Source organism: Acidobacteriota bacterium (assembly GCA_033549365.1).
GTDB lineage: Bacteria > Acidobacteriota > Aminicenantia > Aminicenantales > Saccharicenantaceae > JAWSUF01.
Window position 1 is genome coordinate 530,257 of the sequence record JAWSUF010000001.1, and the last position, 14,834, is coordinate 545,090.

General features: G+C 62.2%; 9 protein-coding genes and 1 pseudogene. 1 reads left to right on the plus strand and 9 read right to left on the minus strand.

Features of this window, described 5'->3' with window-relative positions; all coding sequences use genetic code 11:
- Positions 1 to 53: 53 nt before the first annotated feature.
- From SCM96_02405 to SCM96_02415, 3 genes and pseudogenes are all read right to left on the minus strand, one after another.
- Positions 54 to 2,939 (minus strand): protein kinase, encoded by a 2,886-nt coding sequence (locus tag SCM96_02405; protein MDW7759471.1) that lies wholly within the window; start codon positions 2,937 to 2,939, stop codon positions 54 to 56.
- Between the two features lie 83 nt (positions 2,940 to 3,022).
- Entirely contained in the window at positions 3,023 to 3,448 is a 426-nt protein-coding gene (locus SCM96_02410) for a hypothetical protein (GenBank protein MDW7759472.1), read from the minus strand.
- Positions 3,449 to 3,497: 49 nt separating this feature from the next.
- Positions 3,498 to 4,629, minus strand: a pseudogene (locus SCM96_02415) (MgtC/SapB family protein).
- 284 nt (positions 4,630 to 4,913) lie between these two features.
- Between SCM96_02415 and alr the strand changes: the two are divergent.
- Entirely contained in the window at positions 4,914 to 6,158 is a 1,245-nt protein-coding gene (alr, locus tag SCM96_02420; protein ID MDW7759473.1) for an alanine racemase, read from the plus strand.
- Position 6,159: 1 nt separating this feature from the next.
- Here the strand turns inward: alr and SCM96_02425 are convergent, their stop codons facing one another.
- The 6 genes from SCM96_02425 to SCM96_02450 form a co-directional block, all read right to left on the minus strand.
- Positions 6,160 to 6,366, minus strand: a complete 207-nt coding sequence (locus SCM96_02425; protein ID MDW7759474.1) for a DUF2442 domain-containing protein — start codon at positions 6,364 to 6,366, stop codon at positions 6,160 to 6,162.
- 4 nt (positions 6,367 to 6,370) lie between these two features.
- The gene (locus SCM96_02430) at positions 6,371 to 6,616 is read right to left on the minus strand and encodes a DUF4160 domain-containing protein (GenBank protein ID MDW7759475.1); all 246 of its coding nucleotides are present in this window, start codon (positions 6,614 to 6,616) and stop codon (positions 6,371 to 6,373) included.
- A 140-nt stretch (positions 6,617 to 6,756) separates the two neighbouring features.
- On the minus strand, positions 6,757 to 7,512 hold the full coding sequence (locus tag SCM96_02435; GenBank protein MDW7759476.1) for a radical SAM protein: 756 nt from the start codon (positions 7,510 to 7,512) through the stop codon (positions 6,757 to 6,759).
- Entirely contained in the window at positions 7,509 to 8,015 is a 507-nt protein-coding gene (locus SCM96_02440; GenBank protein MDW7759477.1) for a hypothetical protein, read from the minus strand. The genes SCM96_02435 and SCM96_02440 overlap by 4 nt, the downstream gene beginning before the upstream one ends.
- On the minus strand, positions 8,012 to 11,968 hold the full coding sequence (hrpA, locus tag SCM96_02445) for an ATP-dependent RNA helicase HrpA (GenBank protein MDW7759478.1): 3,957 nt from the start codon (positions 11,966 to 11,968) through the stop codon (positions 8,012 to 8,014). The genes SCM96_02440 and hrpA overlap by 4 nt, the downstream gene beginning before the upstream one ends.
- The gene (locus tag SCM96_02450; GenBank protein ID MDW7759479.1) at positions 11,965 to 14,751 is read right to left on the minus strand and encodes a prolyl oligopeptidase family serine peptidase; all 2,787 of its coding nucleotides are present in this window, start codon (positions 14,749 to 14,751) and stop codon (positions 11,965 to 11,967) included. The genes hrpA and SCM96_02450 overlap by 4 nt, the downstream gene beginning before the upstream one ends.
- Between the last annotated feature and the right edge of the window lie 83 nt (positions 14,752 to 14,834).

Consider the following 14,834-nt stretch of genomic DNA (forward strand, 5'->3'; position numbering starts at 1 on the left):
ATCGTCCGTCTGAATTGAGCCCGAGCCGAAGAGAAATCCGGTTATATGAAGGGCTATTTCTTACCGGGCGGGAGCAGTCGCTTGAGCTCTTCGAACCAGTTCTGGACGAGGATCATCTCGGTGACGGGGGCGGGTGTTCTCTCCTCCTGCCTGACCATGAGGAACCGCCGGCCGTCGAGGGACAGATCGTAGTTGCGGGTCGGGCTTCCTGGCGCATACCCCGCCTTTTCGAACAGCAGTCGCGGCTTGCCGGTCGAAAAACCGTTGTCCACCCGGACATCCGCCACCCAAACTTGGTCGTCCCACCGGAAATAGAGCCGCTTCCCGTCCCGCGCCCAAAGCGGCTGGCTCCCTCCCAGGCTCGAGACCTGATGCTTGGCCCCGGGATCTGGGAAGGGCCTGACATAGATCTCCTCCCGCCCGGACTCGTCGGATACATACGCGATCCAGCGCCCGTCGGGCGAGAATTCGGGGAATCCTTCAACGAACGGGGAATTCAGAAAAGGCCGCACGCGCCCCGAATCGGTATCCAGGAGTAGGATGTCGCCCCCTTCGGTCAGGGCAAGCGTCCGGCCTTCCGGGGTCCACGAAGAGGGGCATTGCCTCAGGTCGCCCGTCGTCAGCCGCTCCATCGGCGAGCTCCCGTCGTAGGGCTGAGAGAACAGGTTCATGCCCGGTCCGACGAACCACTCGAAGACGACGTTGCGGCCGTCCGGGGCCCAGATCGCCCGGCTGGACATCCCTTCGTGCGTCAGCCGGCTGTTCGTCCCGGTCTCCAGATCGTACACGAAAACCTGCCAATCCCGTCCCTGAGTGACATAGACGATCCGCCGGCCGTCCGGCGATAGACGCGGGGCCTGAAAGGCCGATCGCAGGGGCGCGACAGGCTCCTCGGCCCCCATGTGGTCGACCCAGACAAGGGAATTCCGCAGGTCGGGAAGCACTCCGCCCGCCGCGTAGATGAGCGAGCCCGATCCGGAGACGTCGAACTGGCCGGCCGACGTATTATTGGCCCCCCAGGGGATGATGGCCTGCATAACGTCGTCCACGACGGGGAACGGCTGGCCGGCGATCCGCGTCTTTCCCTGGTCGAACCGCACGGCCATGAGCGTGCCCTGTCTCAGGAAGAGGAGATATCCCCCCGGGAGATATCTTGCGTCAGCGGCATCGGGGATCAGGGTCCTCCACTCGCGGGTGCCGAGATCGAGGAGCGCGAGGTTCGGTCGGGAATCCCAAGGGTATTTCCGGGTGGAGAACAGCACGGCCTTTCCGTTGGGGAGCCAGAAGGGCAAGATGTGGTCAAGGTCTTCCCGGTCGGGGCCGGCCAAGGTCAGACGCTCAGCCTCCCCTCCCGCGGCCGAGATGACCAAAAGGTCGTCTCCACCCGAGAAGGCGATGCGGTCATCCGGCCCCCAGCTCGCCCCGTAGCACAGGCGCAGATCGCACAGCGTCGCGGCCACTCCGCCTTCGACGAGGACCTTCTTGAGCTTGCCGTCGGCCCAGAATCCCACCCAGCGGCCGTCGGGCGAGAGGAAGGGGTTGATGCCGCCTTCCGTTCCGGCGATGGGCGAGGCCGTGCTCTGGTTCATTCTTCGGAGATACAGCCGGGATCTCGCTTGCGGGCCGGGGTTCTCTTCGATCGCGCTGTAGACGAGGAAGCTGCCGTCAGGCGCGATGGCCATGGCTCTGCGGCTCGGCCATTCCCTTTCCTGGGTCCGGCGCATGCCGTCCAGCCAGTGGCCCGGCTCGACCTTGATGGTCGACGTGATGGTCGGGGCGGAAGGCGTGGATTGGGAGAACCCGAAGAAAAGTCGGTCGATGAGGGCACCCACGAGAAATATGACAACCGCCCCTGCCGCCAGCCAGGGAAGCGGCAGCCGCCGGAGGAGCGGCGCCGTTTCGGCGGGGGCGGCCGGCGCCTCGATCTCGATCCGGGCGTCGCCGATGTCGCGCAGGCGGTTCTTCGGGCTTTTATGCAGGCAGCGGCGGAGGAGGGTTGCGATGTTCGGCGGCGTGTTCGGCGGGAGCGCTGTCCAATCCGGCTCGCCCTTCAGGATCTGCGCCAGGGTATCGGATACCGTCTCGCCATGGAAAGCCTGTTTCCCGGTCAGGCATTCGTAGAGGATGCATCCGAAAGCCCAGATGTCGGACCGCTTGTCGACGGACCGGCCTCGGGCTTGCTCGGGGCTCATGTAGGCCGCGGTCCCCAGGATGACGCCGGGCTCGGTCATCCGGGCGGTGATCGTCGGGGAATTGGCGATGTCGACGCCTGTTGTCTCTCCCGCGTAGGCTTTGGCCAGGCCGAAGTCGAGGATCTTGGCCGCGCCCTCGGCCGTGATCATGATGTTGCCGGGCTTCAGGTCGCGGTGGACGATCCCTTTCTCGTGGGCGGCCTCGAGCCCCTCGGCGATCTGCCGGCAGAGCTCCAGGGCTTCCCCGGTCTCGAGCGGCCCGCCGTCGAGCCTCGCCCTGAGGGCCTCGCCTTCCACGAGCTCCATGACGATGAACCGGCGCCCTTCGAACTCCTCGAGCCCGTGGATCGTGGCGATGTGGGGATGGTTGAGGACGGCCAGGAGCCGGGCCTCGCGCTCGAAGCGGGCCAGCCTCTCCGCATCAGCGGCGAAGGCGGCGGGCAGGATCTTGATGGCGACATGGCGGCCGAGATTGCGGTCGAGGGCCCGATGGACCTCGCCCATGCCTCCTTCGCCGATTTTGCCCAGGATCTCGTAGCGGACGGCAAGAACGGTTCCGGGGGCCACGGCCTGGGCCGGAGCGGGCGCAGGCGTCTCGAGGGTTTGGGTGAAGGGGCGTGGGTGCAGGGGCGGGGGCGGAGGAGGGGTCGGAGTCGCGGCGGCAGTAACGAGCGCCGTCGCGCAGCTGCTGCAGAACCGGGCCGTATCGGTGTTGTCGGAATGGCAGGTCGGGCACTTGACAGCCATGAGCGGTTTCCTCCCCTCAGCGGCCCAAGGATATCAATCCGCTGTCGTCAAGTCAAATGTTTCCGTGCAGCGTCATTGGGTTCTTAGGTCCGACCCCGGCCTTTCCGGCCTTGTGAACGCTTCTTCTTGATCGTGGCCAAGGCGTCCTTTTCAAGTTTTCTGCCACGGGTCAAGCTCCTTTGCAGGCGCCGGATCGGTTCCTCTTCGAGAAGAAGCAGCGTCAGGCGAACGTTGTCCCGATCGAGCTTCGGGTTGCCGGTGATGATGCGGTCGGTGAGGGCCCGGATCCGCTCGATCTTCGCGACATCCGGGTCCGTTTCGGTGAGAAAGGCGCCGGGCTGCACGGCCAGGGTGTCGGCAAGCGACCGGAGAGAGGCGGGGAGGACGGAGTTTTTATGGACCAGGTGGTAGAAGGCCGTCTTGCTGACCCCGGCCTTTGAAAGGAGGGCGCCGAGGGTCAGACCGCGTCGGCCGGCCAGCTTTCGGAGTTTGGTCGTGTCGATCCGCATGGCTTAATGGTACTAAATAATAGGACTAAAGGCAAGTCAGGGTTCCGGCTCAGAAGAGAAAGGCGACGGCGACGGCCGCAACCAGGATCAAAACCAAACCGGGCAAAACCGCCCGGCGCAGCGCCTTGGAGCCGCCCGTGAAGACGATGGCGCCTTTGACCACCGTATTGGATACGGCCGCCAGCACAATCGCCCGTTCCGCGACCTCGAGACCCACGTTGCCGGAGCGGCTCAATTCCGTCATCGAAAGCGTGATGGCATCGACATCGGCCAGCCCCGAAGCCAGGCTCGAGATGTAAACCCCCATGTCGCCGAAATAGAGTTGGGCCGCGCGCGCAACAAGGAGGATAACCCCGTACAGCAATCCGAAAGTGATCGCCGGCTTGAGCTCAAAGGGGTTTTTGACTTCCATATCACCTTCGCTTTCTCCGCGGGGCGCCAGGTGAAGGTAATATCCGTAAGCCAGCCCGGCCAGGGCGCCGGCGGAGAGCGCCGGCCAGAGTTGCCGGAGAAGAGGGGGATAAACGACGGCCGCCCAGAAGTCCGGTCAGGATGATGCCGCGGCGCGAACCCACCAGCTTGTAGAGGACATACCCTGAAAAGCCGATGCCGGAAATCAGCACGACCATCAGCCAGATCTTGTAAGGATTGATGACATCAAACGGAGGTCCCCAGAATCCCCGGTTCGGCAACACGGGCAGGACGATGGCGGTGATCAAAGCGAATTTCAGTGCGGCAACAATATCTTCGCGCTTGAGGCGTTCGACAAACCCGTGGAGTTCGATCTTGAAGGACAGGAGCGCGGCCGTCGCAACTCCCAAAGCCACCGCCAAAGCAAGCTCGTTCCAGTAGCACAAGGCGCCGGCCAGAACCGTGATGACAATCGCCACCTCGGTCGTCAGGCCGGGATCGCCCTTTTGGGCCGTAAAAAAATAAGCGGCGGTCGTGAAAATCCCGATGATGACGAACAGGCCGACAAACGGCCAGGGGGATTGAAGAAGGTCGGAAACGAAGGCGCCTCCGCAGCCGGCCAGGCCGAGCAGGGAGAACGTCCGGACGCCGGCTGAGGTTTTCTGATCGGCTTTTTCGGAATCTTCGTAGCTGTGTTCGCGCTGGAGGCCGATCAGCATGCCGATAAACAGCGCCGCGCCGAATCGATAAAAGAGCGAATATTGGTCCATGTTGTTATTATATCAAAGGTTGCTTGGCTTTGGCATCTGACTGATATTCAATCATTTAAAAAATTTTCAAGCTGAAGCGAGAAGCTTAGAGTGTCATTTTTTACTCAAAAAAACATATTCCAAGACACTTTTGTTCGAAATCGCCTCTGCAATAATTTTTTGTCGACATCAAGCGTCATCACCATCAATTGCCGAATCGGGCAAGCAGGATTTCAGTTTGGTGATCTTGACAAAGTCTTGCGCCCCGGCCTATTCTCGAAACGATTCGGGACGAGGAGGATCGCATGAACCGAAGGGAATTCATCCAGCGCTTGAAAACGGGCGGCGCGGCCGCGGCCCTTCTTTCCGCCGGAGGCGCGGCGGGTTGCCGCCGGGAGGCCGAAACACCGGAACCGGCAAGGCCGGCGGCCGAAGCGCCGTTATCAGGTTCCCGAGATCCCCGGATCGAAGTGGACCTGGGCGCCGTTGGACGGAACCTCGACCGGATCCGCGAACGGACCCGGGTCCCCGTCATGGGCGTCGTCAAGGCCGACGCCTACGGGCACGGGCTCGTCGCGGTCGCCCGCCATCTCGAATCGGCCGGCATCGCCGCCCTCATGACCGGGAAGCTCTCCGAAGCCGCCCGGCTGCGGGCCGCGGGCATCCGGTGTGCCGTCGTCAATTTCGGACCCTTCGGACCGCCGGACGCCGAAGACATCCTCCGCCGCCAAATCCGTCAGTCCGTTTCGTCCCTCGATGACCTGGCCGTTCTGGACGCCGCCGCAACTAAAGCCGAAACAACGGCCGAAATTGACATCCATGTCGATACCGGCATGAACCGGGCCGGAGTTCCGGCTGAAGAGGCCGCGGCTCTCATCGAACGCGCGGCGGCGCATCCCCGCCTCCAAATCGAGGGCATTTCGACCGCCCTGACCGAGGACCCGGAGTTCGACCGGGAGCAGCTCCGTGTCTTCACGGCGATCTGCGCGGAGGCCAAAGCCAAGGGCATCGACTGCGGCCTTCGCCATGCCGCAAGCAGCGGGGCGCTTTTCGGCGACGACGACGTCTTCCTCGACATGGTCCGTCCCGGAATCGCACTCTACGGCTATTACCCCAACGCCCGGACGCGCCGCGAAGACAGTCTCGGCCTCGAACCGGCTCTCCGGTTCATGGCGACTGTGACTTTCGTCCGTGATGTCAGGCCTGGAGAAAGCCTGTCCTACCTGAAGTCCGTCCGGATCGACCGTCCGAAGCGCATCGCGACGGTCGGTGTCGGATATGCCGACGGCTATCCCCATCTGCTGGGCGGTCCGGGCGTCGTCCTTATCGGGGGAAAGAGCTTTCCGGTTCTTCCGGCCGTGACGTCGAATCACATCATGATCGATCTGGGGGACGACCGAACCATCGGCGTCGGTGATGAGGTTGTGCTCATCGACAACCGCCGCGACTCCCCCGCGGCCGCCGACGCCCTGGCCGAGATTTCCGGCGGCTCGGATTACAAGTTCCTCATCGGTTTGAGGCCGGCTCTCCCACGAACCTATCTCCGCTGATTTATTTCATCAAGGCCTTGACGGAAATGTCCTCGTCGAGGTCCGGCCAGTGAATTCCGACGCCTTTCCCTATGAGTCGCCAGTTTTCTCTCTGTTCCGGCCGGGCGTCTCTCAGGCGGGGAAACCATTCCAGGGGAACGCTGATGATCCGCCCGTCAAGAATCCGAACATGCATCATCCGCTCTTCGAAACGGACATCGACCGCCATAATTTCAGTCGTTTTTGATGCCGAAATACGCATCCCATTTTTCCTTAAAAAACTTCGCATTTGTTATGACAATCCGCCGGATTTCGTGAAGCTCCCCGGCGTTACATCCCACCGATAATGCCAATTCGATAGGTTCAAGCCAAAATTTCGCATATCCGTCTCCGATTTCCACATGAACATGCCGCGGCTCAAAACCTTCATTGCTGAAGAAGAAGAAACGGTATCGCCCTTCTCTCAGGATTGTCGGCATAATTATACCACTGTTTATACTTTTTGCTTCTTTTTTAAAGACGCCACAAAAATAGAAAAATTCTCGCGACTCACTCTGTTTCGGTTAGGGCGAGGGAAATCGGCCGGCCTTATTGAATCCGGCCGAAAGGAAAGACGATGTTAAAACACGGTTTCGACGGCGACGCCGCGGGCGCGCAAGGCACGTGTCAATCTCGCCGCCTGGTTTATGAAGAACGAGTCTTTCAGCGCATCGAGCAAGCCGTGGCGTGCATAGATCGCCCTCACCGCCGGGACGTAATTCATCCGGTCGATGAGGACACGATCGGCGGCGCCGGCCAGATGCGCAGCCAGCCGCTCGGGATTTCCCGGAAGAAGCGGCCCGGCAAAGGCAAAAGTTGGAACTCCCGCCGTCTTGAATTCCCGCAGGACTTCGATTCGCTCTCCGATCGGCGAGGCACGCTTCTCGAATAGTCCGGCCACAGCTTCGTCGTCCGTAGCGACGGAGAACCCGACCCGGGCATCGGGGATACGGCGGATCACATCGAGGTCGCGGCGGATGCGGGCCGACTTCGTCTGGATCTCGACCGGGAAATCACATCCCACCAGAACCTCGAGCAGGCGCCGGGTCAGTCCGTAACGTTCCTCGATCGGTTGGTAGGGATCGCAGACCGAGGCGATCCAGATCGTTCCCCGCCGCGCCCGGACGATCTGCCGGGCCAGAAGCTCGGGCGCGTTGACCTTGACGTCGACGAACTCCCCCCACGGCTCGCTGTGGCCGCTGTAACGGCGCATGAACAGCGCGGCATAGCAGTAGGCACATCCGACCTCGCAACCGGTGTAAGGATTGATGCAGTAGTCGTGGATCTTCGAGGCATTGAGAATGGACTTGGCCTGGATCTCTCGGACAACTTTCATTCAGCCGACCGTCCTGAAGACGCTTTGCCGAGGATGCGTTTCTTGTCGCGGACGGCCTTCAGCAGGCCCGGCGCCAGCCCGTCGATATCCGCAGCTGTAAATGTCGTCGAGCGGACGTCCAATCCGCCGTTTTCAAAAACACAGAGGAAACTCTTCGTTTCCCGGGCAATCCGGATCACAGGAAATCCCCGCCGCCTTTCCATGAAGACGATCTGGACCCGGAGCGCCGGGTGACCGTGTTCCTTCGCAACCAGAAGAACGGCGTGGATGTCCTTGTTGGTGTCGTCGTCGTCCTCGCCGATGAAGACGTCCATGCGGATGAAGGGCTCGTCCGGATAGGCCGGCATGTCCTTCACTTCATCATAAACCGCGGCCAGGGTTTCGCGGGTGGCGGCCTTCACTTTCAACTCAGGCAAGGCATCTTGGGACGAAAAGGTCGAGGCTGAAAAAAGGACAAGAACCAGCATCAAACCGGCCACAACCTTGAAAAACAACGCCTTCACCGCATAGCCTCGATTTCGCGCAGGCGTAACGCAAGCTTCTTCACCGAAACCGGAACGGCCGGTTTCAGTTCGGGGGCGAAAACCGCGATCCGAAACTCCTCGACAAGCCAACGGAACTCTTCGACGGCCGTCACTTTTTCCGGATGGAGCTTCGGATCGGCTCCGGCCTCCAGCCGCCGCAAGGCCTCTTCGAAGACCCGGACCTGGCTGTCCTTGGCCTTGTCTTTTTCCGGCCCCAACCGGGCCCGCTCGATCCGGATCCGCGCGGCGGCGATGTAATCCGGCAGCCGGGACATTCTCTCCGGCGGATGGATCTCCGCGAAAGTCTTGGGCACGATGCGCTCGACGCCCTCGCGGACCCGTTCGATGATCCCGGCCAGAACCTTGTTCGTTTTCGGCGATGCCTCCGCATCGGCCGCCGCTTTGCGGAAGCCCCGGTCGGCGTCGAGCACCCGAATGACCGCCTCCCTCAAGGCGTGGCCGCGGTCGAAGAGGGCGCGGACAACGGACTTGGCGTAGTCGGCATATTCGGCTTCCGTCCGGATGTTTTTTTCGAAAACGAGCCGGGCCAGGTTGCGGGCCATCCCCTCCTCAACGGCCGTCTTGCCCCCAAAGAAAAGCGCCGGCCGCTCATATTCCGCGGGCAGGGCGAGATACTTCCGGACGAAGGCCAAGTCCTTGGCGAACGCGCGGCCGTAAAGCTCGCCGACCCCATTCACATGTGAGGCCTCCATCTCCCGCCGCGACGAAAAGAGTTTGGAATCGACACCGGACTCGCCCGGCGCAAGTCCGGGATAACCGACCGCGCCGCCTCCCACCTCGACGGTATCCGGCAAATCGCCGAACGTCCAGGCCGTCGCTCCGATTCTTTCCCATCGGGCCCGGGCCGCGCGCCACTCCGGCGAATCCGACGGAACGGGACGGCGCCCGGCTTCCTCGGCGGCCTTGAGAAGCGCCCCGTAATTTCGTCCGGTGGCGACGACGCCGCCGTCCGGCCCCCGGATCTCCAGTCTCACCTTGAGATGCCGGGGAACTTCGACCGCGGCCCAGACGGCCTCGGGAATGTCGGCCCGGAATCGGCGCTTGGCGACGGCCGCCAGATTCTTGAAGAACGAGGCGTCCGCCGGCCATCCGGCCATATCCGCGGCGATGGCTTCGGCCGCTTCCGCGGCGGGCATGAGGAGCTTTCGATATCTCTTGGGAAGCCCCTTGACGAGGGCGGCGATCTTCTGAGGAAAAAGTCCGGGGACGCTGCCTTCGGCTTTCCCGGCGGCGACGATGTCGAGATCGTGGATCGGAAGGGCCAGGGTGACGCCGTCGTCGTCCTCGCCCGGCGCGAACCTGTAGATCAACGGAAACCGGCGCCCGGCGTCCGTCACGGCGTCGGGGAATGCGGCCAGATCCCCGTCTTCGGGCCGCCGGAGCAGAAGATCCGCTTCGGCCATCCTCAGAAATCCGTCCCCTCTCCTGTCCTTGACGGTTTTGGCCAGGGATCGGACGTCACGGACATCGGGAGGCAGGCGCCCGGCATAGAAGGCGGCCTGAGCATCGTCGGAGGCCAGGAAATCCCGCCGCCGGAACTTCTCCTCGAGCGTTTCGACCTTTTTGCGGAGGGCGAGATTGTGAGCGAGAAAATCCGGCGGATCGTCCATATCGCCTTCGACGAGGGCCTCGCGGATGAAGATATCGCGAGCCGCCTCGGGATCGATCCTCCCATAGGAAACCATTCTGTCCCTGACGATTTCCAAACCGTAGAGCGTCACTCTCTCCTTCGCCGTCACCTCGCCGCGCGTTCTGTTCCAGGCCGGTTCATCGTAGTGCCGCCGGCACAGGTCGCCGCCCAGGGCCTCGAGCCAGCCGGGGTCGATCTTCGCGGCCGTCCGAGCGAACAGGCGGGAGGTCATGACCATCTCCGCGGCCACGATCCAGGGGGCCGAAGCGTTGAAGAGCGTCGATCCCGGAAAGACCATGACGTCGCGGCCCCTTGCGGCCGTAAAGATGTTTTTCTCCTTGCGGACGGCGATGTGTGACAGGAATCCGGACAGAACGGCCTTATGGATATCGGCGTAGAGCGCGGGTGTGATCTCTTTTTTGTGAGGCCGGCCAAGCCGCAGTCCCTGTTCCTCGAGAACGGAGAGAATCTCGGCGTGAAGCCGTTCCCATTCCCGCATGCGGGTGAAAGACAGGAACGTGTCCCGGCAGAACCGCCTCTTCCACCCTTGGGATGCGGTTCCTCCCGATCCCTCCTGAAAGGCTTCCCAGATATTAAGGAGCGACAGGAAATCGGAGTCCGGGTGGCGGTAGGGGGCCTGGGCCCGGGTCGAATCCTCCTCTTTTCCCGGCGGCCGTTCCCGCGGATCGCGGATGCTCATGGCGGCGGCGATGACAGCGACCTCGCGCAGGCCCTCCCCTCCCGCCGCTTCGAGAAGCATACGCGAGATCCGGGGATCGAGGGGAATGCGGGCCATGGTCCGGCCCCGGTCGGTGAGAACAAAATCGCTCCCCTCCCTGCACACGGCGCCGAGTTCGGCGAGCGTCTCGAAGCCGTCCCGGACAGCCCGGACCGACGGACGGTCGATGAAAGGGAAATTTGAGGGATGCCCGAGCCGGAGATCGAGCATCCGCAGGACGACACCCGCAAGATCCGAGCGAAGGATTTCGGGCGGCGTGAATTCCGGCCGGTCCTCGTAATCCTCTTCGGAATACAGACGGAGGCACACTCCTTCCCGGACGCGCCCGCAGCGTCCCTTGCGCTGGTCGGCACTCGCCCGGGAGATGGGGCTTACGGGCAGGCTGTTGATCCGCGTCCCCGGCTGGTATTGGGCGATCCGGGCCGTTCCCGTGTCGACGACATAGCGGATCCCGGGAATTGTGAGCGAGGTCTCGGCGACATTCGTGGCCACAACGATTTTCGGTCCTGAAACCGTGTAGATCCGGCGTTGGGCGGACGCAGGAAGCCGGGAGAAAAGAGGAAGGATCTCGGTCGCGGCGTATTTTCGGCCCTCCAGCCGGCGGCAGGTTTCCAAAATGTCCTGTTCGGTCGGCATGAAGACCAAAACGTCGCCCGGCGGTCGGCGGCTGACGATGTCGTCGACGGCCTGCACCGCCGCATCCAAGGAGTCGGCCTCGTCATCCCCTGGATCCGGGGCACTGTATTCGACTTCGACCGGGTACATTCTTCCGCCGACCTCGACGACGGGAGCGTCGCCGAAAGCCCGGCTGAACTTTTCGATGTCCAGTGTGGCCGACGAAATGACGACGGCGAGATCGGACCTCTCGTCGAGAAGCTTCCGGGTGATCCCGAGAAGAAAATCGATGTTCAGGCTCCGCTCGTGGGCTTCATCGATGATCAGCGTGTCATAGGCATGGAGTCCGGGATCCCCCTGGGTTTCGGCCAGCAGCATGCCGTCTGTCAGAACCTTGATGTAAGCGCTCCTGGGCGTCCGATCCTGAAAACGAATCTTGTAACCCACGGAAACGCCCAGGGCTTCACCCAGTTCTTCCGCGATTCGGTGGGCGATCGTTACGGCGGCGATGCGACGAGGCTGGGTGCAGGCGATTTTGCCGCCAAGGCCGCGGCCGGCTTCGAGACACATCTTGGGGATCTGGGTGCTCTTGCCGCATCCGGTTTCTCCGGCCACAATGACCACGCGGTGGTCGCGGAGCGCACGCAGGATGGGCCCCTTTTTCTCCAAAATGGGAAGCCGGGGAGGATAGACGATGCGCGGCCGGCGGGCTGTCCGGTCCTTCCGTTCACGGACGGAGGCCTGGAGACGTTTTTCCGCGGCGGCGAGCTCGCGTAGGAAGGCCGCCGGAGCGGGGCGTCCCCCGCTCCGGTCGCGGACCGCCTGAAGCCGGAGAAGAACGCGGGCCCGGTCGATGTCCATGGCCCCGTCGAGAAGGGCCCGGACGCGTTTCAGGGCTTCGGCGGTATCGGGGGGCGTCCGGTTCATTTCCCGGTGTAGGGGACCCCCTTGACGATCCAATCCGCGGCGGGCTTGCCCTTGAGGTAGTAGTCGAAGTACTCCTTCATTTTGATCGAATAGTCGAGTTTGTTGGCGTATTTCTGCGGGTGGTGAGGTTCGCCCCTGTATTGAAGGAAGATGCAGTCTTTCCCCAGCCGGCGCATGGCCATGTACATTTCGATCCCCTGCTCCCAGGGCACGGCTCCGTCGACATCGCCGAACATCAGGAGAAGGGGCGTCCGGATGCGGTCGGCATAGAACACCGGCGAATTTTCGATATACAGAAGAGGCGCCTCCCAGAGCGTGGCCCCGATCCGGCTCTGGGCTTTTTCGTACTGGAACTGGCGTGCCAAACCTGATTCCCAGCGGATTCCGCTGTAGGCGCTGGTCATGTTGGAGACGGGAGCGCCGGCGACGGCGCAAGCGAAAATATCGGTCTGGGTCACGACAAAAGCGGTTTGATAACCGCTCCAGGAATGGCCGTGGAGGGCGATCGCGGCGGGGTCGGCGACACCCATGTCGATGATTTTCTGGACTCCGGGGACGACGCATTTCACGGCCGACATTCCGGGCAGACCGCGATCGTACCGCACGTCGGGCAGGAAGATGGCATAGCCGTTACTCGCATAGAAGGGGAAGTTGGGCCGGTGGTTGACGACCACGGGATTGAATTCGTGAAGGCGCTGAGAGAACAGTTCGTAGTAATAGACAATGACAGGCAGGCGGCGGCCCGGCTCCCCGTTTTCGGGTTTGATCAGCACGCCCTGGAGCGGCCGGCCGTCAAGGCTCGCCCACTCCACGAGTTCGGCCGACCCCCAGGCGAACTCGACGATTTGGGGATTGATGTCGGAAAGTCGGCGCGGATCGGAGAGGTCCGTTCCAGCCGTCCAGAGGTCGGGGAACTCGCCGTAGTCTTCGCGGGTGTAGAGAATGCGTTCGGCGTTTTTCGCTTTCAGCAGGAACTGGAATTTCTTTTTTTCTTCAAGAAGGACTTCAAATCCGGGAGAATCGGCGCGCAGGGAGGCAAATCCATAGTGCTTTTCGTGATCATGATAGGTGGACAGAAGAAGCCTTTCGCCTTTGGCGAATCCGGGGGATTCCGAATCGAGACGCAAAACCCGGAAGACCGTCCGATCTCTTCGGCCCGCGCCCTCGGTCAGGTTCACGGCCCGCCCGTCGGCGGTCGCGAAACGCCAGATGTCGAATTTGTCGTAGATCAGAACGGCCGAGTCGTCGGCCGCCCAGCCGGCCGTTCCGTATCCGCGCGGTTCGGCCGGGGTATCGTGATCCTCATTGGCGAAGGGGACATCCAATGCGGAGGTCAGGTCCCGGGTGCGGCCTGATCGGACATCATGGAGATGCCACTGTCCCTTTGCGTAATAGACGGCGTAACGTCCGCCGGGAGACAGTGACGGCCGCGATTCAAGCCTCTCGACGATTTTCGTTCGGCGGCCGTCGGACAAATCCAAGACATAAACATCCTGGTAGTTGCCGTCCCATGTGACCTCCTTGAGGTAAGGCACGGGAGACAGGCCGAGTGCAACGCGCGGGTTTTCCGATGTCAGAACCTCCGGCATGTCTTCGCCGGCCAGCGGAACCAGGCGCCGTGTCTCCAGATGCCAGACCGCCCGGAAGGTCCGATCCTTGAGCCGCGGCCAGATTTTTTTCTGATGGGTGACGATCAGAGGATCGTTCCAGTGCCAGACGTCGACCTCCCGTTTTTCGAGAATGGTCGCCTTATCGAAGAGAAGGGCTTCTCCGTCCTCCTTTTTTCCACCTTCCGGTCTTTCCGGGTCCTCCGGTTTCCCGCCGGGCCTGAGCCCGACAAAAAGACGCTTCCCGTCCCGCGTCCAGGAGATCTCGTTCACGGCGGGGAAAATCCAGTCCTTGGGAAGTCCGGCCTTCACCGCAGGTTCGGGGGATGACGCTCCACCGGTCGCCCAGATATATAGATTGCAGGCTTCGATCCGGCCGCCGTCATCCTGGGCGCCGGCCAGAAAAGCCAACCGGGCACCGTCACGCGTCCAGGACAGGTTGCGATAAACGGTCCCGTCGGACGCATGAAGCCTCGTTTCCGAGCTGGCCGCGGCGGCCAGGTCTCTGGCGATCAGGCCGTTGTCCTTGCCTCCGGTTTTGGCCACGGCATAAACCAGTCGACCCGAGTCCGGGGCGAAGGAATACGACGCGACGTCGTCGATGCGGATTTCCTCTCCGTCCGCCAGCCGGCGGAGCACAAGTGTCCGTCCGGAATCGCGTTTGGAATCTTTTTCAGCCGGAGCCGAAGCTTCGGGCTTGTCTTTCCGCTCTTCCGGAAAAATCCGAAAACCGATCCAGCGGGAATCGTCGGAAAAAGAAAAATCTTCAACTCTCTCCCAGGCGGACATTTCGCCGGTCGTGAGGTTGATGAGGGCCAAGCCCGGCTTCGGCCTGTCTTTTGCGGCTTTTTCTATTTCGACTGCGGGCGGACTGACGACCGCGGCCGCCCAAAGGCCGTTCTTCGACAGGACGGGGTTCGTTCCCCGGGGAATGACGAATGTTTTTTCATTTCGTGTATTCCGGACGACGGCTTCGCCGTCTCCTCTGTCGGGTTGGGCGGCGTAGGCGACCCAGGCCCCGTCTTCGGAGATCGCCGGACGAACAATGCTGCGGAACCGCATCATATCCTCGAATGTGAGAGGCTTTTTTTCGGTTGCCGCAGCGGCCCAACCGACACATAACAAGAGACAGATCGCCGTGACAGCGATGCGCCTGTTTCCACAAAGATTCCTCATGCCGTCACCTCCTGAAAAAGTCCGATTCATGATATCACATTGTTGCTGTAAGACAACGCCGGCGCCACCTGTTTCGAGAAGCG

Coding starts and splice junctions, on each gene's coding strand:
- SCM96_02425 (MDW7759474.1), bottom strand. CDS start 6,366: ATGGCGGTCGATGTCCGTTTCGAAGAGCGGATGATGCATGTTCGGATT.
- SCM96_02435 (MDW7759476.1), bottom strand. CDS start 7,512: ATGAAAGTTGTCCGAGAGATCCAGGCCAAGTCCATTCTCAATGCCTCG.
- SCM96_02430 (MDW7759475.1), bottom strand. CDS start 6,616: ATGCCGACAATCCTGAGAGAAGGGCGATACCGTTTCTTCTTCTTCAGC.
- SCM96_02450 (MDW7759479.1), bottom strand. CDS start 14,751: ATGAGGAATCTTTGTGGAAACAGGCGCATCGCTGTCACGGCGATCTGT.
- hrpA (MDW7759478.1), bottom strand. CDS start 11,968: ATGAACCGGACGCCCCCCGATACCGCCGAAGCCCTGAAACGCGTCCGG.
- SCM96_02405 (MDW7759471.1), bottom strand. CDS start 2,939: ATGGCTGTCAAGTGCCCGACCTGCCATTCCGACAACACCGATACGGCC.
- SCM96_02410 (MDW7759472.1), bottom strand. CDS start 3,448: ATGCGGATCGACACGACCAAACTCCGAAAGCTGGCCGGCCGACGCGGT.
- alr (MDW7759473.1), top strand. CDS start 4,914: ATGAACCGAAGGGAATTCATCCAGCGCTTGAAAACGGGCGGCGCGGCC.